This window comes from Hamadaea sp. NPDC050747, from assembly GCF_040654195.1.
Lineage (GTDB): Bacteria > Actinomycetota > Actinomycetes > Mycobacteriales > Micromonosporaceae > Hamadaea.
In genome coordinates this window covers 162,315-183,335 of the sequence record NZ_JBFAHM010000016.1, presented here as the reverse complement: position 1 = coordinate 183,335, position 21,021 = coordinate 162,315, and the positions used below count along the sequence as shown (strand labels likewise).

The 21,021-nt window shown below is 70.6% G+C and carries 23 protein-coding genes; 15 read left to right on the top strand and 8 right to left on the bottom strand.

The window, feature by feature from the left end:
* From AB0H43_RS33470 to AB0H43_RS33455, 4 genes are all read left to right on the top strand, one after another.
* Positions 1-513: hypothetical protein (locus tag AB0H43_RS33470; RefSeq protein WP_360006036.1), on the top strand; the 513-nt coding region annotated here is incomplete at its 5' end.
* Positions 514-529: 16 nt separating this feature from the next.
* Positions 530-766, top strand: coding sequence for a hypothetical protein (locus AB0H43_RS33465; RefSeq protein ID WP_360006034.1), 237 nt, complete (start codon positions 530-532; stop codon positions 764-766).
* 64 nt (positions 767-830) lie between these two features.
* A complete protein-coding gene (locus tag AB0H43_RS33460) occupies positions 831-1,832 on the top strand; it encodes a zinc-binding dehydrogenase (RefSeq protein WP_360006032.1) in 1,002 nt (333 codons plus the stop codon).
* 38 nt (positions 1,833-1,870) lie between these two features.
* Complete coding sequence (locus tag AB0H43_RS33455) at positions 1,871-2,827, top strand: TIGR03557 family F420-dependent LLM class oxidoreductase (protein ID WP_360006031.1); 957 nt, start codon at positions 1,871-1,873, stop codon at positions 2,825-2,827.
* Positions 2,828-2,954: 127 nt separating this feature from the next.
* On the opposite strand, the gene AB0H43_RS33450 is transcribed toward AB0H43_RS33455, so the two are convergent.
* The 3 genes from AB0H43_RS33450 to AB0H43_RS33440 form a co-directional block, all read right to left on the bottom strand.
* The gene (locus AB0H43_RS33450) at positions 2,955-3,149 is read right to left on the bottom strand and encodes a hypothetical protein (protein WP_360006029.1); all 195 of its coding nucleotides are present in this window, start codon (positions 3,147-3,149) and stop codon (positions 2,955-2,957) included.
* Between the two features lie 6 nt (positions 3,150-3,155).
* Complete coding sequence (gene alaS / locus AB0H43_RS33445; RefSeq protein ID WP_360006027.1) at positions 3,156-5,765, bottom strand: alanine--tRNA ligase; 2,610 nt, start codon at positions 5,763-5,765, stop codon at positions 3,156-3,158.
* A gap of 247 nt (positions 5,766-6,012) precedes the next feature.
* Positions 6,013-7,350 (bottom strand): FAD-binding oxidoreductase, encoded by a 1,338-nt coding sequence (locus AB0H43_RS33440; protein ID WP_360006025.1) that lies wholly within the window; start codon positions 7,348-7,350, stop codon positions 6,013-6,015.
* Positions 7,351-7,568: 218 nt separating this feature from the next.
* Between AB0H43_RS33440 and AB0H43_RS33435 the strand changes: the two genes are divergently transcribed.
* Entirely contained in the window at positions 7,569-7,724 is a 156-nt protein-coding gene (locus AB0H43_RS33435; protein WP_360006023.1) for a hypothetical protein, read from the top strand.
* A 200-nt stretch (positions 7,725-7,924) separates the two neighbouring features.
* Positions 7,925-8,938 (top strand): hypothetical protein, encoded by a 1,014-nt coding sequence (locus tag AB0H43_RS33430; protein WP_360006048.1) that lies wholly within the window; start codon positions 7,925-7,927, stop codon positions 8,936-8,938.
* A gap of 108 nt (positions 8,939-9,046) precedes the next feature.
* On the opposite strand, the gene AB0H43_RS33425 is transcribed toward AB0H43_RS33430, so the two are convergent.
* A complete protein-coding gene (locus AB0H43_RS33425) occupies positions 9,047-9,943 on the bottom strand; it encodes a LysR substrate-binding domain-containing protein (RefSeq protein ID WP_360006022.1) in 897 nt (298 codons plus the stop codon).
* Positions 9,944-10,022: 79 nt separating this feature from the next.
* Here AB0H43_RS33425 and AB0H43_RS33420 point away from each other — a divergent pair, with 79 nt between their 5' ends.
* Both AB0H43_RS33420 and AB0H43_RS33415 read left to right on the top strand, forming a co-directional pair.
* A complete protein-coding gene (locus AB0H43_RS33420; protein ID WP_360006020.1) occupies positions 10,023-10,814 on the top strand; it encodes an NAD(P)-dependent oxidoreductase in 792 nt (263 codons plus the stop codon).
* 260 nt (positions 10,815-11,074) lie between these two features.
* Positions 11,075-11,491 carry a RidA family protein gene (locus AB0H43_RS33415; RefSeq protein ID WP_360006018.1) on the top strand — a complete coding sequence of 139 codons (417 nt, stop codon included), beginning with the start codon at positions 11,075-11,077 and terminating at the stop codon, positions 11,489-11,491.
* Between the two features lie 3 nt (positions 11,492-11,494).
* Here AB0H43_RS33415 and AB0H43_RS33410 read toward each other — a convergent pair whose 3' ends face one another.
* Positions 11,495-12,178, bottom strand: a complete 684-nt coding sequence (locus tag AB0H43_RS33410; protein ID WP_360006016.1) for a hypothetical protein — start codon at positions 12,176-12,178, stop codon at positions 11,495-11,497.
* Between the two features lie 45 nt (positions 12,179-12,223).
* Positions 12,224-13,330: an alpha/beta hydrolase-fold protein gene (locus AB0H43_RS33405; RefSeq protein WP_360006014.1), complete on the bottom strand. Its 1,107-nt coding sequence runs from the start codon at positions 13,328-13,330 to the stop codon at positions 12,224-12,226.
* An 89-nt stretch (positions 13,331-13,419) separates the two neighbouring features.
* On the opposite strand from AB0H43_RS33405, the gene AB0H43_RS33400 reads away from it, so the two are divergent.
* The 6 genes from AB0H43_RS33400 to AB0H43_RS33375 all read left to right on the top strand — a co-directional run bounded on the left by AB0H43_RS33400 (position 13,420) and on the right by AB0H43_RS33375 (position 19,430).
* On the top strand, positions 13,420-13,950 hold the full coding sequence (locus AB0H43_RS33400; RefSeq protein WP_360006012.1) for an N-acetyltransferase: 531 nt from the start codon (positions 13,420-13,422) through the stop codon (positions 13,948-13,950).
* Between the two features lie 2 nt (positions 13,951-13,952).
* Positions 13,953-14,846, top strand: coding sequence for an adenosine kinase (locus tag AB0H43_RS33395; protein ID WP_360006010.1), 894 nt, complete (start codon positions 13,953-13,955; stop codon positions 14,844-14,846).
* Positions 14,846-15,697: a phosphotransferase gene (locus AB0H43_RS33390; protein ID WP_360006008.1), complete on the top strand. Its 852-nt coding sequence runs from the start codon at positions 14,846-14,848 to the stop codon at positions 15,695-15,697. Before AB0H43_RS33395 ends, AB0H43_RS33390 begins: the two co-directional genes overlap by 1 nt.
* Positions 15,698-15,799: 102 nt before the next feature.
* A complete protein-coding gene (locus AB0H43_RS33385; protein WP_360006006.1) occupies positions 15,800-16,813 on the top strand; it encodes a chitinase in 1,014 nt (337 codons plus the stop codon).
* A 65-nt stretch (positions 16,814-16,878) separates the two neighbouring features.
* Entirely contained in the window at positions 16,879-18,420 is a 1,542-nt protein-coding gene (locus AB0H43_RS33380; protein WP_360006004.1) for a 4-coumarate--CoA ligase family protein, read from the top strand.
* 158 nt (positions 18,421-18,578) lie between these two features.
* Entirely contained in the window at positions 18,579-19,430 is an 852-nt protein-coding gene (locus AB0H43_RS33375; RefSeq protein WP_360006003.1) for an NAD-dependent protein deacetylase, read from the top strand.
* Here the strand turns inward: AB0H43_RS33375 and AB0H43_RS33370 are convergent.
* The gene (locus tag AB0H43_RS33370) at positions 19,399-19,743 is read right to left on the bottom strand and encodes an NIPSNAP family protein (protein ID WP_360006001.1); all 345 of its coding nucleotides are present in this window, start codon (positions 19,741-19,743) and stop codon (positions 19,399-19,401) included. The genes AB0H43_RS33375 and AB0H43_RS33370 overlap by 32 nt on opposite strands.
* Positions 19,744-19,753: 10 nt before the next feature.
* On the bottom strand, positions 19,754-20,188 hold the full coding sequence (locus AB0H43_RS33365) for a DUF4180 domain-containing protein (RefSeq protein ID WP_360006000.1): 435 nt from the start codon (positions 20,186-20,188) through the stop codon (positions 19,754-19,756).
* Positions 20,189-20,246: 58 nt separating this feature from the next.
* Between AB0H43_RS33365 and AB0H43_RS33360 the strand changes: the two genes are divergently transcribed.
* Positions 20,247-20,906 carry a GNAT family N-acetyltransferase gene (locus AB0H43_RS33360; RefSeq protein ID WP_360005998.1) on the top strand — a complete coding sequence of 220 codons (660 nt, stop codon included), beginning with the start codon at positions 20,247-20,249 and terminating at the stop codon, positions 20,904-20,906.
* The last annotated feature ends 115 nt before the right edge of the window (positions 20,907-21,021 follow it).

Below are 21,021 nucleotides of genomic sequence, written 5' to 3'. Positions count from 1 at the left end.
GACTGGGTCGACGCGTCGGCCCTGAAGCCGGGCGACCGCCTCCGGGACGTCGCCGGGCGTACCACTCAGATCGTCGTCGCGGTCAAGACCTGGACCGGCCTGGCCGATATGCGCGACCTGACGGTCGCCGAAGTACACACCTATTACGTCATCGCCGGGGCCACGCCGGTCCTGGTCCACAACAACAACGGCTCCTGCCCCGTCCACGGCCCGAGCGCCTTGCCCGGCCGGGACCCGTCGGCCTGCACGTGCCGCCCGAACCGGGGCCCGGACGAGGACGGCTGGGACGGGCTCGACCACGGTGCGCCGGAGCGGGAGAACATCCGCATCACGCTGGCCGACGAGCGCCAGCACCAGAGCGAGGTACGCTCCTCGACCGCCCGCGGCTCCGACGCGATCGTCAAGGATCTCAAGGCCGGGCACGATCCGATCCTCGGCGGAGTGGTCGTCGTGGTGGCCGTCGTCGCCAAGACGAAGAACTGGTGGCGCAACCGTCGCAATGGAGGGTCATGAGTTCTAGGCTCGATCCATGATCTGGCTGTTGATCGCCGGCGCGGCCGTGGTCGTCGCGCTGGCGGGCTGGGTGATCGCCGCCCGCCGCCGCCGCGCGGCGCAGGCGACCGACGCTCAGGCCGCGCTCAAGGGGCTGGCCAAGGAGCGGAGCAAACGCGGCAAGGGGACGATCCGCGGCCAGGGCCAGGGTGGCACCGACCAGACGGCGCAGCATGCGGGCTACGGCAGCGATTTCGGCGGCCCCACCATCTGACCTGCCTGCCATGCCTAGGCTGACGGTAGGGCGGTAGGTCCGACAACCGAGGGCGGGTGGGGCGATGCTGGCCGGACGGCTGGACGTGAGGTCGCGGAAGTTCACGGTGGAGGATGTGCCGACGCCGCAGCCGGGGCCGGGCGAGGTGCTCGTCAAGGTCGAGGCGGCCGGGGTGTGTCTGTCCGACGTGCATCTGATCGAGGGTGGTCTGACGCCGCTCTATCTCGAGGGCGGTGTCGTCACCCTGGGCCACGAGGTGGCCGGAGTGGTGGCCGAGCCGGGTCCGGGTGTGACCGCCTGGCGACCCGGCCAGCGGGTGCTGCTCCAGGCGGGTGAGGAACGCGGCGGTCAGGTCTGGACCCGTGGCGTGGACTACGACGGCGGCTGGGCCGAGTACGCGCTGGCGACCGAGTCCACCCTGGTGGCGATCCCCGACGATCTCTCGTTCGAGCAGGCGTCGATCATCCCGGACGCGGTGTCGACCCCGTGGGCGGCGATCACGACGACCGCGCAGACGCCGCCGGCGGTTCCGGTCGGGGTGTGGGGCGTCGGCGGCCTCGGCGCGCACGCCGTCCAGTTGCTGCGGCTCATCGGGGCCGCCCCGATCATCGCCTTCGATCCGCTGGCCCCGGCGCGGGAGCGGGCCGTCGAGTTCGGCGCCGACCTGGCTCTCGACCCGGGCGATCCGGACGTCCGCCGGCAGGTCGGGCTGGCCACCGGCGGGGCCGGGCTGGCGCGGGCGTTCGACTTCGCCGGAGTGCCGCCGGTGCGGGAGCAGGCGGCCAAATGCCTCGGCAAGGACGGCCGGCTGACCCTGGTCGGGCTGACCGACAAGCCCCTGACCATCAGCGACGGCACCCGGTTCAGCTACCTCGGGCAGCAGATCCTCGGCCATTACGGCTCCACCGACGAGCACGTACGCCAACTGGTCGACCTGGTCCGCCTGCACCGGATCGACTTCGCGCGCTCGATCAGCGACGTCGTGCCGCTCGCCCAGGCGGAGCAGGCGGTCGAGCGGCTGCAGAAGAAGCAAGGCAATCCGATCCGGCTGATCCTGCGGCCCTGAGCTCGCTTGACTCCGGAGGGCGGGGGTAAGAGCCCGTCATGCCGGAGATCGGATACACCTTGATGGGCGAGCAGAGTTCGCCCCGCCAACTCGTCGACGACGCGGTGGCCGCCGAGCGAGCCGGTTTCGACTACGCCGTCTGCTCCGACCACTACTACCCCTGGCTGTCCGAACAGGGGCATTCGCCGTACGCCTGGGCGGTTCTGGGAGCCGTCGCGTACGCCACCGACCGGATGGGCCTGATGTCCTACGTGACCTGCCCGATCCGGCGCTATCACCCGGCGGTGGTGGCGCAGAAGGCGGCGACGGTCTCGCTGCTGTCGGAGGGCCGCTTCATTCTCGGGCTGGGCGCGGGGGAGAACCTCAACGAGCACGTCGTCGGAGCGTGGCCGCACGTCATCGAACGGCACGCCATGTTCGAGGAGGCGCTGGAGATCATCCACGCGCTGCTGTCGGGCGGCGTACTGCACTATTCGGGGAACTATTTCGAGGTGCCGGAGGCGCAGCTCTGGGACGTGCCGGACCTGCCGGTGCCGATCGGCGTGGCGGTCTCCGGTCCGGACTCGATCGACCTCGCCGCCCGGTACGCCGACGTCCTGGTCGCCACCGAGCCGAAGGCCGACCTGGTGGCCGCCTTCGACGCCGCGGCCGGTCCGGGGAAGCCGAAGTACGGGCAGGTCCCGATCTGCTGGGGCCCGGACGAGGACGCCTGCCGGAAGATCGCGTACGAGCAGTTCCGCTGGTCGGGTCTCGGCTGGCCGGTCAACGCCGAGTTGCCCGGTCCGCGCTCGTTCGCGTCTGCCACGAAGTCGGCAACCATCGACCAGGTCGCTCAGGAAGTCACCTGCGGCCCCGACGTGGCCAAGCACGTCGAGGCGGTTCGCAAGTACTTCGACGCCGGCTACACGCACGTCGCCGTGGTGCAGGTTGGTGGGGAGAACCAGGCCGCCTTCCTGGAGATGGCGGAGCGCGAGCTGCTGCCCGCCCTCCGCTGAGCTGCAATGATCATTGCGTCAGCCATGCTGTTTGAACGGACATTTCGTCGCGTGAAACAGCATGGCTGACGCGATGATCACGCGAAGCCGGTGGCTCACGCGAAGCCGGTGGCTCACGCGAAGCCGGTTACTCCGAGTCGTCGGCGTTGTGCTCCGGGAGATCCTCCTCGAGGGTCTCCGGGTTCGGGTTGTAGCCGCGTAGCTGCTCGACGTCGGGATCGTCGATCCCCTCGTCGTGCGGCTCGCGCAGCGTGGCGTCGTCCTCGGCGGCGATCGATCCGTCGCCGCTGCGGGGCTCGTACTCGCGCTCATATCCGCTCATGCCCGGTCAATTACCCCCAAGCATCCGGTGGCATGCCGCCCGCGCCTGGTCGAGCGCGCGGTCCAGGCCGTCGACGCGCCGCCCGCCCGCGTTCGCGATCGGCCCGGTGCCGCCTGCACCGCCGCCGACCTCCCGGCCCGCGTCCCGCAGCAGCTCGACCGCCTGCCCGGTGCTCACCGCCGCGACGAGCTGCGCGCGTTCGCCGTCGCTCAGGCCCAGCACGACCGCGCCGGGCTCGGGCAACCGTCGCACCACGTCGGTCGCGAGGCCGCGCAGCTCGTCGCCCGCCACGCCGGTCACTCGGCGTACCACGATCCGGCCGGGTCCGCACGGCTCACTCCGCGTCGCCAGCTCGCCGCCGAGCAGATCCAGCTCACGGCGGCGATACGCGGAAAGCCGTTGCTCCGCCTCGGAAAGCGCCCCGAGCCGGACCGTCAACTGCTGCACCACGGTGTCCGCCGGCGCGCCCAGCAACCGGGTCACCTCGCCGAGCACCCGGCGTTCGCGATCCGCGTGGCGCAACGCGTCCATCCCGACGAGCGCCGAGACTCGGCGCAGTCCCGCGCCGACGGACTCCTCGCCGACCAGTCGCACCGGACCTGCCTGGCTGCCGTAGCCGACGTGCGTACCACCACAGAGTTCGCGCGAGAAGTCTCCGATGTCGACGATGCGGACGGTGTCGCCGTACTTCTCGCCGAACAGCGCGGTCGCCCCCGCCCGCTCCGCCTCCGACCGGGTCGCGTGCCAGACGCGTACCTCGGGGTTGCTGAGCAGCCGCTCGTTGACCTGCTCCTCGATCTGCGCCAGCCGATCGGAGCCGACCGCGTCGAAGTGCGTGAAGTCGAACCGCAGCCGGCCCGGCTCCACCAGCGAACCGTGCTGCTGCGCGTGCTCGCCCAGCTGCTCCCGCAGCGTCGCGTGCAGCACATGGGTCGCACTGTGCGCCCGCGCGGTCGCGTCCCGGCGTACGCCGTCGACCTTCGCGAAGACTTCGTCGTCCACACTCAGCACGCCGGTGACGATCTGTCCGGAGTGGACATGGAGACCGTCGCCGACCGACTTCGTGGAGTCGACCCGGATCGCCCCGCCGTCCCTCGTACGCAACATGCCGGAGTCGCCGACCTGGCCGCCCGCCTCCGCGTAGAACGGGCTGCGGTCGAGGATCACGTCGACCCGGTCGCCCTCCGTCGCCACCGCGACATCGGTGCCGCCGCTGACGATCCCGAGGACGCTCGCCTCTCCCGACAGCCGCTCGTAGCCGAAGAACTCGGTCGGCCCGAGCTTGCCCAGCAGATCCCGATAGACCTCGGTCGCGGACGGGCCGGACGCCTGCGCCTGCCGCGCCCGCCGCCGCTGCGCCTGCATGAGCAGCCCGAACTCGTCCCGATCCAGGGTCAGCCCCGCGTCCTCCGCGATCTCCGCCGTCAGGTCCACCGGGAACCCGTACGTGTCGTGCAGGTCGAACGCCGTCGACCCGGGCAGCACGCCGCCCGGCTTCGCCGACAGGATCGCCACGTCGAGCAGCCGGGTGCCCTGGCGGACGGTGCGGTCGAACGCCTCCTCCTCCCGCCCGACGACCTGCTCGATCACGGGACGCCGGGTGATCAGCTCGGGCCATTGCCCGCCGAGGTTCTCGACCACCGTGCCGACCAGGTCGCCCAGGAACGGACCGTCGATGCCCAGGAGACGCCCGTGGCGTACCACTCGCCGGAGAAGCCGGCGCACCACGTAGCCGCGGCCCTCGTTGCCGGGCAGCACCCCGTCGGCGATCAGGAACGCGCCCGCGCGCAGATGGTCGCTGACGACGCGATAGGACGTCTGTGATCGCGTGGGCGCGATCTCGTAGTCCTCCCCGGTGATCTCCTGCAGGCGCCGCAGCGTCGGCGACAGCAGGTCGGTCTCGCAGATGTACGCGCGGTCCTGCAGGACCAGCGCGAGCCGATCGACGCCGAGCCCGGTGTCGATGTTGCGCGCGGGCAGCTCGCCGCGGATGTCGGTGTCGCTGTCGCCGCGCAGCTGGTGGATGAAGACCAGGTTCCACAGCTCGAGGAACCGCTCCTTGTTGACCGCCGGCCCGCCGCCGGGACCGAACCGCTCACCGCGGTCGTAGAAGATCTCCGAGCTGGGGCCGCCCGGCCCCGGCAGGCCCATCGACCAGTAGTTGTCCTCGACGCCGAGCGGCTGGATGCGCTCGTCCGGGAAGCCGAGGCGACGCCACAGCTCGACGGTCTCGTCGTCGCCGTCGAGCACCGTGACCCACAGCCGCTCGCGATCGAGCCCATAGCCCTCGGTCAGCAGCTCGTACGCCCACGGGACGACCTCGTCCTTGAAGTAGTCCCCGAACGAGAAGTTGCCCAGCATCTCGAAGCACGTCGCGTGCCGGGTGGTCTTGCCGACGCGCTCGATGTCGACCGTACGCAGACACTTCTGCAGCGACATGACGCGCGGATGTGGCGGCTTCCGGCGTCCCAGGAAGTAGGGCGCGAACGGCACCATGCCCGCGTTGACGAGCAGCAGCTGGGAATCCTCGGGGATCAACGACGCCGACGGCAGCTCCGGGTGACTTCGCTGCGCGAAGAAGTCGAGGAAGGTACGGCGAATGTCAGTGGAAAGCATGATCTGGCCCCTTGTCGGGTGAGGCCGCGGTCACGCTCACAGAACCCGTCGCCGGGTCCTCGCCGATGCTGAAGAAAGCAGCCGTCTGCGAGGTGGATGCGGTAGAGGAGGAAAACGGGCAGGCATGCCTCGCCGAGCCGGGCCGGAGAATCAGGCGAGGACGAGGTCCCCGGACTCCCGCTCGGCGCAGCTAGCTCGCTGCTCCACCGCGTACATGGCGGTCAGTCTAGCGCACCCGGGGTGCGAGTCAGGCGGCGCGGCGGTGGGGGTGGGTGGGAGCGGCGACGGTGTGGCCGAGCCGGAAGAAGCCGTCGGGATCGTAGAAGCGCTTCACGGCACGCAGCCGGCGCAGGTTCTCGGCGGAGAAGGCGGTCGGCGTACGCCCGGTGTCGGCGAGGAAGTTGAGGAAGGTGGCGCCGGTCCCGTACGCGGCCAGCCGGTCGGCGGTGTCGGCCCGGGGCGTGTCGAGGATCACGGAGAACGGCGTCTGGCGGTGGCCGGCCGGACCGGCGTCGGGGCCGGTGTCGGCCATCGCACCGCCCCAGTGCCGAATCTCGATGGTGGACCCGGTCGCGGCGTGGTCGGCGAGAAGCTCGGTGATCGCGCCGGTCGGCAGGGCCGGGAAGAAGTCGAGGTGGCGGGCGGCGGTGCCACCCATCGCAGCCTGCGCATAGGGCAGTACGCGCAGTTCGTCGTGCACCACGGGGCCGGCTGCCGCGATCATCGGCGCGAGGAGGCGGCGGGTGTGCGCGGGATCCCCGGAGTGCAGCACCTTGAGCATGATCACGCTGCGGTCGCGGAGGGCCGGCGGCACGTCCTCGGTGCCCGGCATGCGGCGTACGACGAGGGCGGTGCTCAGGTCGTCGGGCAGCGATGAGGCCCATCCCCCGTAGAAGGCGACGGCCTCCCCCGAAAGGGGTACATAGAGGAATCCGGCGGTGACCTGGTCGACTGGGTAGAGCCGGAACTCCAGCGACGTCACGATGCCGAAGCCGCCACCGCCGCCGCGCAGCGCCCAGAACAGGTCGGGGTACTGATCCGGTCCGGTGGTCAGCAGCCGGCCGTCGGCCGTCAGCACCTGTGCGCGTACCACGCTGTCGGCGGCGAATCCGTGGCGGCGAGCGAGCCAGCCGACTCCGCCGCCCAGCGTGTAGCCGGTGACCCCGACCGTGGGCGAGCTGCCGGAGAGCGGTGCGAGGCCGAACGGCGCGGCGGCCGCGAGCACCTGGCTCCAGCGGGTGCCGGGACCGACGCGTGCCACTCGGCGAGCCGGGTCTACCAGCACAGATGTCATGTCGGTGGTCCTGAGCAGGACCGCGTCGTCGGCGGCGACGTGGGTGCCGTGGCCGGTGGCCTGCACCGCGAGCGGTACGCCGTGCCGCTGCGCGGCGAGCAGCGAGGCGCGAATGTCGGCGACGTTGGCGGCTTCCACCACCACGGCTGGGCGCGGGTCGAGATCGGCCCGCAGCGGCCGCCTCAGGGCCTCGTACGCCGCACTCCCGGGCGTGTGCACCCCGCCGCTGACGACGCGAGCCAGTTCCCCGTCGAGTGTGGACTGTCGGGCGATCGTGGCGATCCGGTTCATTTCGTGCTCCCATGGCGTTTCGGATGTCGTCTGGCGTATCGGGGTCGGAGTCAATGGCGGATTCTCGACACCATCGCTTCGGCTTTTCTGCTTGGTTAGACCGATCCGGCGATGCAGACTCATCGGTCGGGTGCGAAGATCTTTCGACTGAGTCATAGTGGGTAGTGACGCGGTGACATTGGTCGATCGCGTTCCGCCATCGGAGGGAGGCCGGGTTCGTGAAGAAGTACCTGACCTGGATCGCGATCGCCTTCTTGATCTTCTTCGTCGCGTACCGCCCGTCGGCGGCCGCGAATCTGGTGAAGAGCATCGGCAGTGTTCTGCTCGACATGGCCAACGGCGTCGGCGATTTCTTCAACGGTCTGGTGAGCTGACGTTCACACTGGTGTGAGCTGACGCTTTCGGGTGGAGCCTGCGACGGTTGCCCGGTACCCTCGGTCACGGCCGCCGTCAGGCGACACCCCCTGTGTCGGCGGTGGCTGCCGCCGTCGAACCATCACTGGTGTGCTGCTCATGCCATGAATGAGCAGCTGGGGAGTCGGCCGGCGGAGACGGAAGGACCATCCCCCAGATGATGCTGACGACCCCGGCTCGACGACGATCCATAGTCTTCGCGTTACTCGCCGTGATGTTCTCGGCGATCTTCGCGGTCGGCTCGACGCCCGGCTACGCCGAGCCGAGCGACTCCGAAGGCGCGTCCGCGAAATTGCGCAAGGCGCTCGACGAGGCCAGCCGCGGCTACCTCGACGCGAAGACCGCCCTCGACCGTTCCACGCAGCGGCAGGCGCAGCTCACCGCCGAGCTCACCAAACTCGAGGCCGACCACGCCGGCAAGGTGACGAAGGTGCGCGAGATGGCTTCGGCGGCATACCGGGCCGGCCGGTTGGGCACCGTCTCGGCGATGCTGAGCGCGGAGTCGCCGGACGACTTCGTGGATCGGGTGTTCACCCTCAACACCGTCACCGCCAACGAGGACGGCACACTTCGGGACATGGTTCGCGCCCGCGATCGGGTGACCGCGGCGAAGACGACCCTGGCGGAGGAGATCGACCAGCAGAAGAAGCAGGTCGCGATCATGGCCGCCCGCAAGAAGCAGGCCGAGGACGCGTTGGTCGCCGCGGGCTACGGTTCGTCCACGACCGGACCGACCGGGCTGGTCAAGACGGCGAAACCGGCGCCCCGCAACGCCGACGGCTCCTGGCCCAAGGAGTCGTGCTCGGTCGACGATCCCACCACGAGCGGCTGCATCACTCCGCGTACGCTGCATGCCTTGCAGCAGGCGAAGGCGGCCGGCTTCACCCACTACGTGTCGTGTTACCGGGTCGACGACCACGGTGAACACCCGAAGGGCCGGGCCTGCGACTTCGCCGCCGCCAAGAGCGGATTCGGTGGGGCCGCCAGCGGGGACGACAAGATATACGGGAACAATCTCGCCGCGTTCTTCGTCAAGAATGCCGACCGCCTCGGCGTCCTCTACGTGATCTGGTACCGCAAGATCTGGCTGCCCAGCTCGGGTTGGCGAACGTACAGCGGCAGCGGAAGCCCGGCGGCCGAGCATACGAATCACGTGCATTTGTCCGAGTACTGATCCTTTCGGGCCCGACGCGGGTCGCGGGGGTTGCGCGTTATCGGGGATATTGCGGCCTTGGCGGCGACGGATAGCCGCGTGATCCCGGATAACGCACAGTGCAGAGGCTCAGCGGAAGGTCGCCGCGACCTCGTCGAGGTGGTCGAGGAAGCGGGCCACCGCCGGCGGTCGCGTCCGCCCGGCGAGGGTCGCGGCGTAGATCTGGCGAACGGATTCGTCCTTTTTGTCCAGGCGGAGCAGGGTGATGTCAGCCGGGATGCTCCGTGTCGCCAAGGCCGGCACCAACGCGACGCCCAGCCCGGCGGCGACGCAGCCGAACTTGCCCGTCCACTCGGCCGCCACGATGTCGATCCTCGGCTCGAAGCCGCTCGGCAGACTCGCCCGCAGCAACGTCTCCTCGGCGGTCGCGGACCCGGCGATGAACGCGTCCTCGGCCAGCTCGGCGAGGCGTACCGTGCGGCGGCGGGCCAGCCGATGATCGCGGGCGACCGCCACGAGCAGGCGTTCGTCGAGCAGGTGGTGCAGCTCGAAGCGGTCGGCCTCGAACTGCCCGGCGGGCGAGGTGCTCACCACGGCCACGTCGGCGGCGCCGTCCGCGAGACGGTCCAGCAGGCGAGGGGTCAGGCCCTCCACAAGAGACAGACGCACCTCCGGGTACGCCGTCCGGAAGCTCGCCAAGGCCCGGGGGACCAGCGCCGCGACCGCGGTCGGGAAGGCGCCCACGCGCAGCCGCCCGCGGCCGAGCCCGCGAAGGTCGTCCAAGCCCCGCCGAGCCGCCGCCAGCCGGTCGAGCACGGCTTCGGCGTTCGGGAGCAGCTCACGTCCCTCGGCGGTCAGCTCGACGCCGCGCGGGAGCCGGTCGAAGACGCGTACGCCCAGCTCAGCCTCCAGCGCGGCGATCTGCCGGGAGACGGCGGACTGCGTGTAACGCAGGGTCTGCGCGGCTGCGGTGATCGACTTGAGCCGGGCCACGGTCCGGAATACCTCGAGCAGTTGGGTCTCCACTGATCCATGCTAACCACGCATGGCTTGTATTCCGGAGATTCGTTGGTGGCATGGCTCGGCCCGGCCTAGCGTCAAGGTCATGAGCGAGATCGCAGTGCTGGGCACCGGCCGGATGGGTACGCCGATGGCGCGCCGCCTGATCGAGGCGGGTCACCGGGTGCGGGTGTGGAACCGCAGCCCCGAACGGGCGAAGCCACTGGAGGCGGACGGGGCGGAGATCGCCGCGACCCCCGCCGAGGCGGTGGACGGGGCCGACTTCGTCGTCACGATGCTGACCGACGCCACGGCCGTCCGCGCGGCGCTGGACGCGGCCGCCCCCGCCCTGCGGGCGGGCATGATCGTCGTGCAGACCTCGACGGTCGGGCCCGACGAGGTACGCGAGATCGCAAGCCGCCTCCCGACGGGCGTCGACCTCCTCGACGCCCCGGTCGGCGGCAGTGTGAACGCGGTCGAGGCCGGCACCCTCGTGATCTTCGCGGGCGGGCCGGAGGCGACGATCGCCGCCGCCGAGCCGGTCCTGCGCCCGCTCGGCAAGGTACGCCCCACCGGCCCGATCGGCACCGGCTCGGCGGTGAAGCTCGTGAACAACACGGCGATGGTGACCGCGTTGGCGGCGTTGCACGACAGCCTGACCGTGGCCGCTTCGGTAGGCGTCGACCGCGAGGTGGCGCTCGACGTGCTGGCCGGTGGGCCGTTGGCCGGTGCGGTGCAACGGTTCCGGACGGCGGGCGGCAACTTCGCCCTCTCGCTGGCGGCCAAGGACCTCCGGCTGGCCCGCCGGGACGCCCCCGGTACGCCCATCGCCGAAGCCGCGCTGACCCGGCTCGGTGAACTGTCCGATCAGGACGCCGACGTCACCGCCATCGTCTGACTCGCCCGGCAACCCGTGGACCCCACCGACTCCCGGCTGACCCCCGCCGACCCCCGGCTGACCCCCGCTGACCCTCGCTGACCCCCGCTGACCCTCGCTGACCCCCGGCTGGATCAGGGATCTCGGTCGAATCTTGCGCCAAGATCCGACCGAGATCCCTGATCCAGCGCCAATCGCTGTACGGCCGCCAATCGCCGTACGGCCGCCAATCGCTGTACGGCCGCCAGCGCGCCGTAGGGCGCGGAACCAAAGGAGCAGAAGTGAACCTCACCCTGGACAATCCCGCCTCCGTCGCCGCCCCGTTCGGCGACCGTTTCGCCCACGTCGCCCGGCTTGACGTCGGTGGCGGAGCGTTGCTCTTCCTCGCGGGCCAGGTCGCCGTGGACGACGACGGCGCGGTGGTCGCCCCCGGTGACGCCGGTGCCCAGTCCGAGCGCATCTTCGAGATCATCGAGGGCGTCCTGGCTGCCCATGGGGCCACCTTCGCCGACGTCGCGCACATCCGTACCTTCATGACCAGCCTGGACGACCTTCCCGCGTACGGGGCGGTGCGCCGGAAGCGCTTCCCGGTCGAGCCCGGTCAGACGCCTCCGGCGAGCACCACGGTCGAGGTGAGCCGGCTCTTCCTGCCCGGCGCGGTGCTGGAGGTCGAGATCACGGCGATCTTCCGAGGCTGAGCGTCAGGAGCTGAACGAGACGGCGCAGACGACCTGCGACCCGGTCAGCCCACCGGCGACCGCGGGGCTGCCGTCGACGTCGATCGTGCACCGTTGGACGTTGCCGCCGGAGGACGCGTCGACGCGGACCCAGACGAGGAAGTCGTCCTTCGGGACCACCACGGTCTTGCGCCACGGCATGCCCTCGACCACCGACGTCTGCCGGGTTCCGTCGGAGTACTCGACCGTGACCGAGCCGCTGCCGGAGAGCGTGAAGATGACCCGGTGCTCGCCCAGCGGGTACCCGTGGACGCTGGTGGCCACGGTCTTCATTTCCCGGTCCGTCGCGCCCTCCTGATACTTCGAGTACGCCCACCAGCCGCCGCCTCCGGTCACGCCGCAGCACAGCACGAGCACCACCACGACGATCGTGACGATCAGCCCGGTGCGACGCTTGCGCGGCGCGACCGGGGCGGCGGGTGGTGCAGTGGGTGCGGCGCCCGGGAATGGCTGCGGCTGGAACGGCTGCGGCGGATACGGCTGTTGTTGTTGAGCCTGCTGCGGATATGCCTGGGGCGGATACGGCTGTTGCGGCGGGAACGGCGGCGGCGCCACTGGGTATTGGGGCTGCGGGTATCCCGGCTGGCCGGGCGGCGTCCATCCGGTCGGCGGCTCCTGGGGAGTCTCCGGAGGCGGTGGCATCGTCATGGCCGCGGATCGTAGAGGACTCCGATGTCCGGCGACACCCCGTCGTCAATCCTCGGGAAGCTCGAGCAGTTCGATGAGCCCGTCGGCCAGTCCACCTCGCCAGCACGCGTAGTCGTGGCCGCCTTGGTATTCGCGATAGGTCACCGGAATCCCGCGGTCCAGCAGGATGCCGTGGAAGATCCGGTTGCGGGTCAACAGGATCCGTTCGAGGCTGCCCGCCTCCTGGAAAAACTTCAGCGGTACGCCGCCGGCCTCGGCGTACGCGTCGAACAGGGCGAGGGAGTCGATCTCGTCGGGGCCGTCGGCCGCCCGCCAGAAGGATCCGGACTGCGTCAGGATGCGGCCGAACCGGTCGGGGTGGTCGAGGCCGATCCGGGTGGCGGCCAGTCCGCCGAGGCTCTGCCCGGCCAGCACGGTCCGGGCCGGGTCGGTGGTGACGGACCATCCGCTGTGGACGAAGGGCAGCACCTCGTCCAGCAGGAACGGTTCCAGGACGCCGGGCCGGGTGAGCGCCTGATTGCGGGGCAGCCCGTGGACGGAGTCGATGCCGACGAAGACGGTCGGCGGGATGGCCCCGGCCGCGGTCAGGTTGTCGAAGGCGGTGGTGACGTCGATGCCGTCCCACACCCTGCCGTCGAACAACACGGCCAGCGCGTAGACCGCTGCCTTCTTCGCCGGTTCGTAGACCCAGACCGCCGAGTCGCCGAGAGCGTGCCGTGTGACGGCGCCACGCGGCGCATCGCGCGGCTCCAGCCAAGGCTGTGGCGGTGCGTCCGGCAGGCTCAGCACCGACGCCACGCCGTGGTTCGGCCACGTCGACGGGCCGATGCCGGCGCTGTGCCCGGGATCGGGATGGCCCCCGGTGAGGATGGCGGCCCACCGGTCGTCGTCGGGATGCTCGCCGCGCAGCGGCTCGTCGCGGACGGGGCAGATCTGATAGGACGTGCGCAGGCCGCTCGGCAGCCGCAAGGACAGCCGCCAGACGCCGTCGTCCCCCCGATCCATCAGGTACGCCGTCAGATCCCCGTCGTCGTGGGCGTAGTCCGTCGCGCCGATGAGGCGGACGAGGACGTCGTGGGCAGGGTGACCGGGATCGTCGTCGACCCAGTCGAAGTCGACCCGGCAGAAGTCGCCGTCGCGGGTGATCAGCACACCAGCCCCCCATTGATACAGCGGTATAGTCCGATGAGCGTACTGGGTGCGGGCGACAATTCCCTGGACGGCCGGGGCATGATGGTCCCATGATCGTTCGCCGGGAACTGCCCGCTGACCAGGCTGCCGTCCGGGCGGTGATCGCTGCGGCGTTCACCCGGGACGGCATCGACCCGATCGAGGCGAGACTCCTCGACGACCTGCGCGCCGACTCGGGCTGGCTGCCGCAGTTCTCCCTCGTCGCGGTCGACGGGGACGAGATCGACGGCGAGATCGTCGGGCACGTCGTCTGCACCCGAGGCCGCGTGGTCGGCGACGCGGCCGAGACTCCGGCGCTCGGGCTCGGCCCGATCGGCGTACGCCCGGATCGGCAGGGTCAGGGCATCGGCCTGGCGCTGATGCACGCCGTGCTCGGGGCAGCCGAAGCCCTCGACGAGCCCCTCGTCGCCCTCCTCGGTTCACCCGCCTTCTACGGCCGGTTCGGCTTCCGGCGCTCGACCGACTTCGAGATCACCCCGCCCGAGCCCGACTGGGCCGAGTACTTCCAGATCCGGCCGCTGACCGCGTACGCGCCGGCGCCGGGCGTCTTCCGCTACGCCGCACCCTTCGAAGGACTGTAACAATGACCGACTACGACGTGCTCGTCCTCGGCGGTGCCGGCGTCGACACCATCGTCTACGTGCCCGAACTGCCCCTCGCGTACGCCGACAGCTACATGGTGCCGGCCATCCAGACCCGCGCCGGGCAGACGGGGGACTTCGTCGCTCTCGGACTCCACTCGCTCGGTCTGCGTACCCATCATCTCGACGTGCTGGGCGCGGACCACGAGGGAGACCTCGTGCGGGAGCTGCACGAACGCCACGGGGTGGGGTTCACGGTCGTGCCCACCGCGGCCGGGACCAAGCGAGCGGTCAATCTGGTCGACCCGGCGGGCCGGCGGCTGTCGCTCTACGACGTGAGCCGGGGCCACGCCGACGACCGCTTCCCCGCGGACCTGGTCGCGAAGCTGGCCGGGGCGAGCCGCCATGTGCACGTCTCGATCACGCATCCGGGCGCGCAGGCGCTGCCCGCGATCGTCCAGAGTGGTGCGACGATCTCCACCGATCTGCACAACTGGGACGGCGAGAACCCGTACCACCTGGGCTTCGCCGAGCACGCGGACATCGTGTTCCTGTCGGCCGCGGCGCTCGCGGACCACGAGACCGCCATGCGCGCTCTGCTCGCGAATGGCCGGGCGCGCGCGGTGATCGCGACCGCCGGCTCCGCGGGCGCGTTCCTGCTCACCCGCGATTCCCCAGGGGTACGCCATCAGCCCGCACTGGTTCCACCGGCTCCGGTCGTGGACTCGAACGGGGCGGGCGACGCCTTCGTCACGGGATTCCTGTTCGGGCTGCTGAACGGCGCCGACTGGGACACCTGCCTGCGCAACGGCGCGGTGGCGGGCGCGTTCGCCTGCACCATCCCCAGTACGCGCATGGAGTTCGTCGCCCGCGAAGACCTCCTGAAGTCCTCCTGATGGACCTCGGCGCGCTGGAGGAGATCGGCCGCGGGATGGAGGGCGTGGTTTATCGCCTTCCCGGTGGTCGCATCGCGAAGTCCTGGTTCTCCCGGGACGCCGCGCAACTGAGGCCGCTCGCGGAGTTCTACGCCGGGCTTTCGCTGCCGTTCGCGACGCCGGAGATCCTCGACATCGTCGAGCGGAACGGTCAGGTGGTGACCATCGAGCGCGAACTCGCCGGTGTCCCGTTGTCCTCGTCCGGGCTCAGTCTGGCGGAGCAGCAGGAGCGGGCGGCGACCGTGCTGGTGGCGTTGGCCGCCACCGCGGCCGGTCCGGCCGCTCGCGCGCTGCCGGTCTTCGGCGGCCGTACGCCACTGTGGACTGCCGGCACCTGGCGAGCTTCGCTGGTGGACCTGCTGGAACGGCGCCTGGCCCAGCACGGCCCGGTTCTCCGGCAGGCACTACCCGAAGTGGATGCTCTGGCCGAGCGAGTGGCGGCGTCTCTGCCGGATCTCGAACGGGGCGACGAGCGAGTGATCCACGGCGACCTCTGCCGGCCGAACATCCTGGTGGACTCGGCCGGGGCGGTCAGCGGGCTGCTGGACTGGGGATTCCTCAGCACCGCCGGGGATCCGGCCTTCGACGCCGCCACCTTCGCCGCCTTCTTCGACATGTACGGCCCGGCCGCGGCCACCCGGGAAGCCGAGATGACCGCGCTCGTGACAGCCCACTTCGGGTACGCGCCCGAGCTGTTGCGGTTGTATCAGGCGTACTACGCGCTGATCGGGGCGGCGGCGTACGACGGGACGGGCGGCGACGGCCACTTCGCCTGGTGCGTGTCCTTGCTTCGAAGCGTGTCACTGCCGTGACAAACGGGGCCGCCGTTCGGCCGTCTTGACCGGTCGCGAACGAATAGTAAGGCTTTCTTACAAATCTGCTTCCGGGCAAGTTCGTCAGAAAGGCGATCCCCGATGGCCCGACGTCTCCTCGCGGCCGCGGCCGCACTGGCCGTGCTCGCTCTGCCCAGCCCCGCGGCGGCCGCCCCCACACCGTTGCCGGCGCACGTCTTCGCCCCCTACTTCGAAACCTGGGAACCGGACACCCTCACCGGCATCGCGCAGCAGTCCGGCGCTCGCTACTTCACCCTGGCCTTCCTCGAGACCCTGTCGAAGACGTCGTGCACGCTCGCGTGGAACGGCGAGAGGGCGCGTACGGTCGCCTCCAACGCCTATGTGGACGACATCGCCGCCCTGCGGGCGATGGGCGGCGACGTGGTGCCCTCGTTCGGCGGCTGGAGCGCCGACCAGGGCGGGACCGAGATCGGCGACTCCTGCCAGGACCCGGCCGCCATCGCGGCGGCGTACGAGGACGTCGTCGTCCGGCTGGGGGTGACCCGCCTCGACATGGACATCGAGGGCCGGTCGCTCACCAAGCCCGACGGCATCGACCGGCGGAACAAGGCGATCAAGCTGCTCCAGGACTGGGCGGCGGCCACCGGTCGCCGGGTCGACATCGTCTACACCGTGCCCACCTCGGCCGACGGGCTCGAACCCTCCGGGCTGGCGATCCTGCAGAACGCCCTGGCCAACGGCGTACGCGTCGACATCGTGAACCTGATGGTCTTCGACTACTACGACAAGGTCACCACCGACATGGGCGCCGCCGCGCTCACCGCCGCGCAGGGCCTCTACGACCAGCTCCACACGCTGTATCCGGCCAAGACCCCGGCACAGCTGTGGGCGATGATCGGGCTGACGCTGCTCCCCGGCATCGACGACTACCCGAAGAAGACCGAGATCACCTATCTGCCGGACGCCCAGCGCATGCTCGACTTCGCGCGGGCCAACGGCCTCAGCGAGCTGTCGATGTGGGCGATCCAGCGGGACAACGGGGGCTGCCCGGGCGTGACCGACTCCAACACCTGCTCCGGCATCGTGCAGAACACCTGGGACTTCACCCACCTGCTCAGCCCCTTCACGGGGTGATCTACCTGTTCGGCGGTCGGGGATCGGGCTATTCTGTGGCGCACGTCACTTCCCGTGGAGGTTCGATGTTCCACAGCCCGTTCCCCGACCTCGCCGTCGCGGACGCCACCATCCCGCAGCACGTCCTCGGCGGCGCCGCCGCTCGCGGAGACGCTCCGGCGCTCATCGACGGGCGGACGGGACAGACCGTCTCGTACGCGCAATTGGCGTACCAGGTGGAGCGCCTGGCGGCCGGACTGGCCGAGGCGGGCCTGCGCCCCGGGGACGTGCTCGCGATCTTCAGCCCGAACACGCTGCTCTACCCGGTCGTGTTCCACGCGGCGCTGGCCGCCGGCGCGACGGTGACCACCGTGAACGCCCTCGCGACCCCGGCGGACCTGGCCTCGCAGCTGCACGACTCGAAGGCGCGGTTCCTCGTGACGGTGTCGCCGTTCCTGGACCGGGTCGCCGCCGCGCAGTCCGAGGTCACCGTGTTCGTCTGCGACGAGGCGGAGGGTTATCGGTCGGTGCGTGACCTGCTCGCCTCGGAGGCTCCGGCGCCGGTGGTGGAGCTCGACCCGGCCACGGCGGTCGCCGCCCTGCCCTATTCGAGCGGCACGACCGGGGTGGCCAAGGGCGTCATGCTCACCCACCGGAACATCGTGGCCAATGTCGAGCAGGCGCAGGTCCCGATCAGCTACTCCGACCACGACCGCGTGATCGCGATCCTCCCGTTCTTCCACATCTACGGCCTGACCGTGCTGATGAACATGGTGCTGGCCCGGGGCGGCGCGCTGGTGATCCTGCCGCGCTTCGACCTCACCGAGTTCCTGACCGCGCTGTCGGTCCACAAAGTCACCCGGGCGATGGTCGCGCCGCCGGTCGTCCTGGCGCTCGCCAAGCACCCAGCCGTCGCCGAGTACGACCTGTCCGCCTTGGAAGTCGTCTTCTCCGGCGCTGCGCCGCTCGACGGCGACCTCGCCGCCGCCTGCGCCGCCCGGCTCGGCTGCGCGGTGCAGCAGGGCTACGGGATGACCGAACTGTCCCCGGTGACCCACGCCCAGCCCTACGGCGCCCGCGAGAACAAGGCCGGCTCCATCGGCCCGCTGCTGCCGAACACGGAGGCGCGCCTGATCGACGTCGCGACCGGCGCGGACGCCGGGGTGGGGGAGAGCGGCGAACTGCTGATCCGTGGCCCGCAGGTGATGCTGGGCTACCTCGGCCGCCCGGAGGAGACCGCCGCCACGATCGATCCGGACGGCTGGCTCCACACCGGCGACCTCGCCATGGTCGACGCCGACGGCGACTGGTTCATCCTCGACCGGGTCAAAGAACTGATCAAATACAAGGGCTACCAGGTGCCGCCGGCCGAACTGGAAGCGGTGCTGCTCAACCACCCCTCGATCGCGGACGCCGCCGTCATCGCCGGCCACGACGCCGACGGGGAGGAGATCCCGCACGCCTTCGTCGTGCCCGCCGACCCGGCGTTGACCTCGGCCGAGGTGATGGCCTACGTTGCCGAGCGGGTCGCGCCGTACAAGAAGGTGCGGGCGGTCACCTTCGTCGAGGCGATCCCCAAGAGCGCCTCAGGCAAGATCCTGCGCAAAGACCTCCGCCCCTCCCGCTGACCCCGCCCTTCCCCCCGCCTTTTCCGCGCGATCATGAACTATCGGTCATGATCGCGCGGCGTGCCGTGTCCGCGGCATCCTGATCAATTCCCTGGCGGCATGATCGACATCGCCCGCGGCGGTGTGCGGTTCGGCGTACGGCGAGGCAGCATGGATGCGTGATCGACGCGCAGTTGGACGCCCTGGCCCGTCTCGCCGGGGCGGGTGGTGTCGCCGTCCTCAGCGGCGCCGGGCTATCCACTGAATCAGGCATACCGGACTATCGCGGGCCGAGTGGGGTGGCGCGACGGCATACGCCGATGACCTATCAGACGTTCGTCGGCGATCCGCTGGCGCGCCGCCGCTACTGGGCGCGCAGCCACCTGGGCTGGCGGCGGATCGCCCGGGCCGAGCCGAACCCTGGGCACAAAGCCGTCGCCTCGCTGGAGGCGTCGGGTGTGCTGGACGGCATCGTCACGCAGAACGTCGACGGCCTGCACCAGGCGGGCGGCGCGCGGTCGGTCATCGAACTGCACGGCAATCTCGACCGCATCGTCTGCCTCGGCTGTGGTGAGGGCACCTCACGTGACCACCACGACGATCGGCTGCGGACGGCCAACCCGGGCTTCGACGCGGAGATCCTCGCGGTGAACCCGGACGGCGATGTCGACCTCGACGACTCCGCCCTCGACGGCTTCGAGCCGGTGGACTGCACGACCTGCCTCGGCGGCGTCCTCAAGCCCGACGTCGTCTTCTTCGGCGAGGCCGTCCCCGTCGACCGCGTACGCGACAGCTATGCGCTCGTCGAAGGAGCGCGCCTGCTGCTGGTGCTGGGGTCGTCGTTGACGGTGATGTCGGGTCGCCGGTTCGTGTTGCGGGCCGCCAAGCTCGGCATTCCGGTGGCGATCGTCAACCAGGGCGAGACCCGCGGCGACGCGTACGCCGACCTCCGGGTCGACGCGCCGCTTGGCGTCGTGTTGCCGCAGTTGGCGGCCCGGATCACGGCGTTGCCGGTCGCCAGTGCGCGATGACGGCTGCGGGGACCTCGACGACGATCGTGTGGTAGGTCTCGATCCGGGAGACGATCGCCTCACGGGGTCCCTCGCGCCATACCGCGGATCCGTAGAAGGCGTCCTCCTGGGCGGCGCGGTGCTCCAGCGAGTCGAAGACGCGCACGAGGTACGCCTCCTCGAAGCCGTCTTCGTCGACAAGCGACGGTCCCGCGTCGAGGACGCGGATGCCGGCCGCCGCTAGCAACGGGGCCGACTCCTCCCGCATCACGCGGACGAACTCGTCCCGCGTACCGGGCTTGAGGCGGTAGGTGCGGATCTCCAGCACGGGCATGCCGGGGAGCCTACCCGCGGTCGGCGCTGTCCTCCGGGCCGTCGGCCGGGCGCGCGGCGAGGCCGTTGGCCGGGCGCGCGCCGTGTGCCCCGGCGGCCAGGCGCGTCTGAAGGTCGGCCAAGGTCGGCACGAACCAGAGCTGGCGACCGCGGTTGGTCTCGACGACGAAGTCCCGCAGCGCGGTGCTGCGCTCGACGTGCTCGGTGATGTCGCCGACGACCGCGAGGCGGATGTGGTAGTTCACGAACTTCTGGGCGATCGCGCCCGCGATCCCGGTCCGCAGCGAGAAGAACTCGGCCGGAAGCCGATCGGCCGGAAGAACCACCAGCTCAGCGCCCGTCCCGAAGGCGTCACCGATGAGGTCGGTCACATCGGCCTCCCCGGTGAAGGGCGGCCCCTCGGGCGAAACGATCATAGTTGGTACGCCGTGCAGGTCGGTGGTCACGACGACCGATCCTAAAGCACTACGCCGGGCGTGATCGGGGAATATCGGTGAGGTGATGATGAACGGCACGAGTGGGCTGGAGAAGTTCCTCACCGAGTGGCTGGGCGGCTGGCCCGGCACCCCGGGACTGACGGTCGTCGGCAGCGCGCTGCGTACGCAGCCCAGCTGGGACGGGTCCGTCCGCGAGGTGGTCGGCGTGCGTACGCCCGACGGCGGGGTGCTTTCCGTTCCGCCCGAGCTGGCCGAAGCCGTGCGGTCCGGCGTACGCGACTGGGCCGAAGTGGACGGCCGCCTCCCGGCGGCGCTCGGGCGGCCCGCCGCTCGCGTGTTCGCGGGGGTGTTCCGGTGGTCCACCGAGCCGGCCGGCTTGCCGGATGCCGGCGAATGGGTGCCGATCACCGACCCGCGAGTCCCGCCGTGGCTGCACCCGTTCGGCGGGGACGCCTTGATCGCGTTCGCCGAGGACGGCACGTACGCCGCCGGCGTCGGGATCAAGCGGCACAACGCGGCCGGCATGGAGATCTCGGTCGGCACCGAGGAGGCGTACCGGGGGCAGGGGCTGGCCGCGCGCCTGGTCGCGCAGGCGGCGCGCTGGATTCTGGCCGCCGGGGCCGTCCCGATCTACCTGCACGACCCCGCGAACATCGCCTCCGACCGGACGGCACTCCGAGCCGGCTTCCCCGACGAGGGCTGGAAGATCATCGGCGTCTTCGGCTGACTTCTCCCCTTCGGCTGACTTCGCCGCGGGACGGTCGACCGAAGTCGATCACCCGTTGACGGAGTCGATCAGGGCTCCCCGGACACGACACGCCGGTCGATCACGACCGAAAGTT

Excerpts from the sequence above, each read along its gene's own strand:
- AB0H43_RS33465 (WP_360006034.1), top strand. The coding sequence starts at position 530 with ATGATCTGGCTGTTGATCGCCGGCGCGGCCGTGGTCGTCGCGCTGGCG.
- AB0H43_RS33460 (WP_360006032.1), top strand. The coding sequence starts at position 831 with ATGCTGGCCGGACGGCTGGACGTGAGGTCGCGGAAGTTCACGGTGGAG.
- AB0H43_RS33455 (WP_360006031.1), top strand. The coding sequence starts at position 1,871 with ATGCCGGAGATCGGATACACCTTGATGGGCGAGCAGAGTTCGCCCCGC.
- AB0H43_RS33450 (WP_360006029.1), bottom strand. The coding sequence starts at position 3,149 with ATGAGCGGATATGAGCGCGAGTACGAGCCCCGCAGCGGCGACGGATCG.
- alaS (WP_360006027.1), bottom strand. The coding sequence starts at position 5,765 with ATGCTTTCCACTGACATTCGCCGTACCTTCCTCGACTTCTTCGCGCAG.
- AB0H43_RS33440 (WP_360006025.1), bottom strand. The coding sequence starts at position 7,350 with ATGAACCGGATCGCCACGATCGCCCGACAGTCCACACTCGACGGGGAA.
- AB0H43_RS33430 (WP_360006048.1), top strand. The coding sequence starts at position 7,925 with ATGCTGACGACCCCGGCTCGACGACGATCCATAGTCTTCGCGTTACTC.
- AB0H43_RS33420 (WP_360006020.1), top strand. The coding sequence starts at position 10,023 with ATGAGCGAGATCGCAGTGCTGGGCACCGGCCGGATGGGTACGCCGATG.
- AB0H43_RS33410 (WP_360006016.1), bottom strand. The coding sequence starts at position 12,178 with ATGACGATGCCACCGCCTCCGGAGACTCCCCAGGAGCCGCCGACCGGA.
- AB0H43_RS33400 (WP_360006012.1), top strand. The coding sequence starts at position 13,420 with ATGATCGTTCGCCGGGAACTGCCCGCTGACCAGGCTGCCGTCCGGGCG.
- AB0H43_RS33395 (WP_360006010.1), top strand. The coding sequence starts at position 13,953 with ATGACCGACTACGACGTGCTCGTCCTCGGCGGTGCCGGCGTCGACACC.
- AB0H43_RS33390 (WP_360006008.1), top strand. The coding sequence starts at position 14,846 with ATGGACCTCGGCGCGCTGGAGGAGATCGGCCGCGGGATGGAGGGCGTG.
- AB0H43_RS33385 (WP_360006006.1), top strand. The coding sequence starts at position 15,800 with ATGGCCCGACGTCTCCTCGCGGCCGCGGCCGCACTGGCCGTGCTCGCT.
- AB0H43_RS33380 (WP_360006004.1), top strand. The coding sequence starts at position 16,879 with ATGTTCCACAGCCCGTTCCCCGACCTCGCCGTCGCGGACGCCACCATC.
- AB0H43_RS33370 (WP_360006001.1), bottom strand. The coding sequence starts at position 19,743 with ATGCCCGTGCTGGAGATCCGCACCTACCGCCTCAAGCCCGGTACGCGG.
- AB0H43_RS33360 (WP_360005998.1), top strand. The coding sequence starts at position 20,247 with ATGAACGGCACGAGTGGGCTGGAGAAGTTCCTCACCGAGTGGCTGGGC.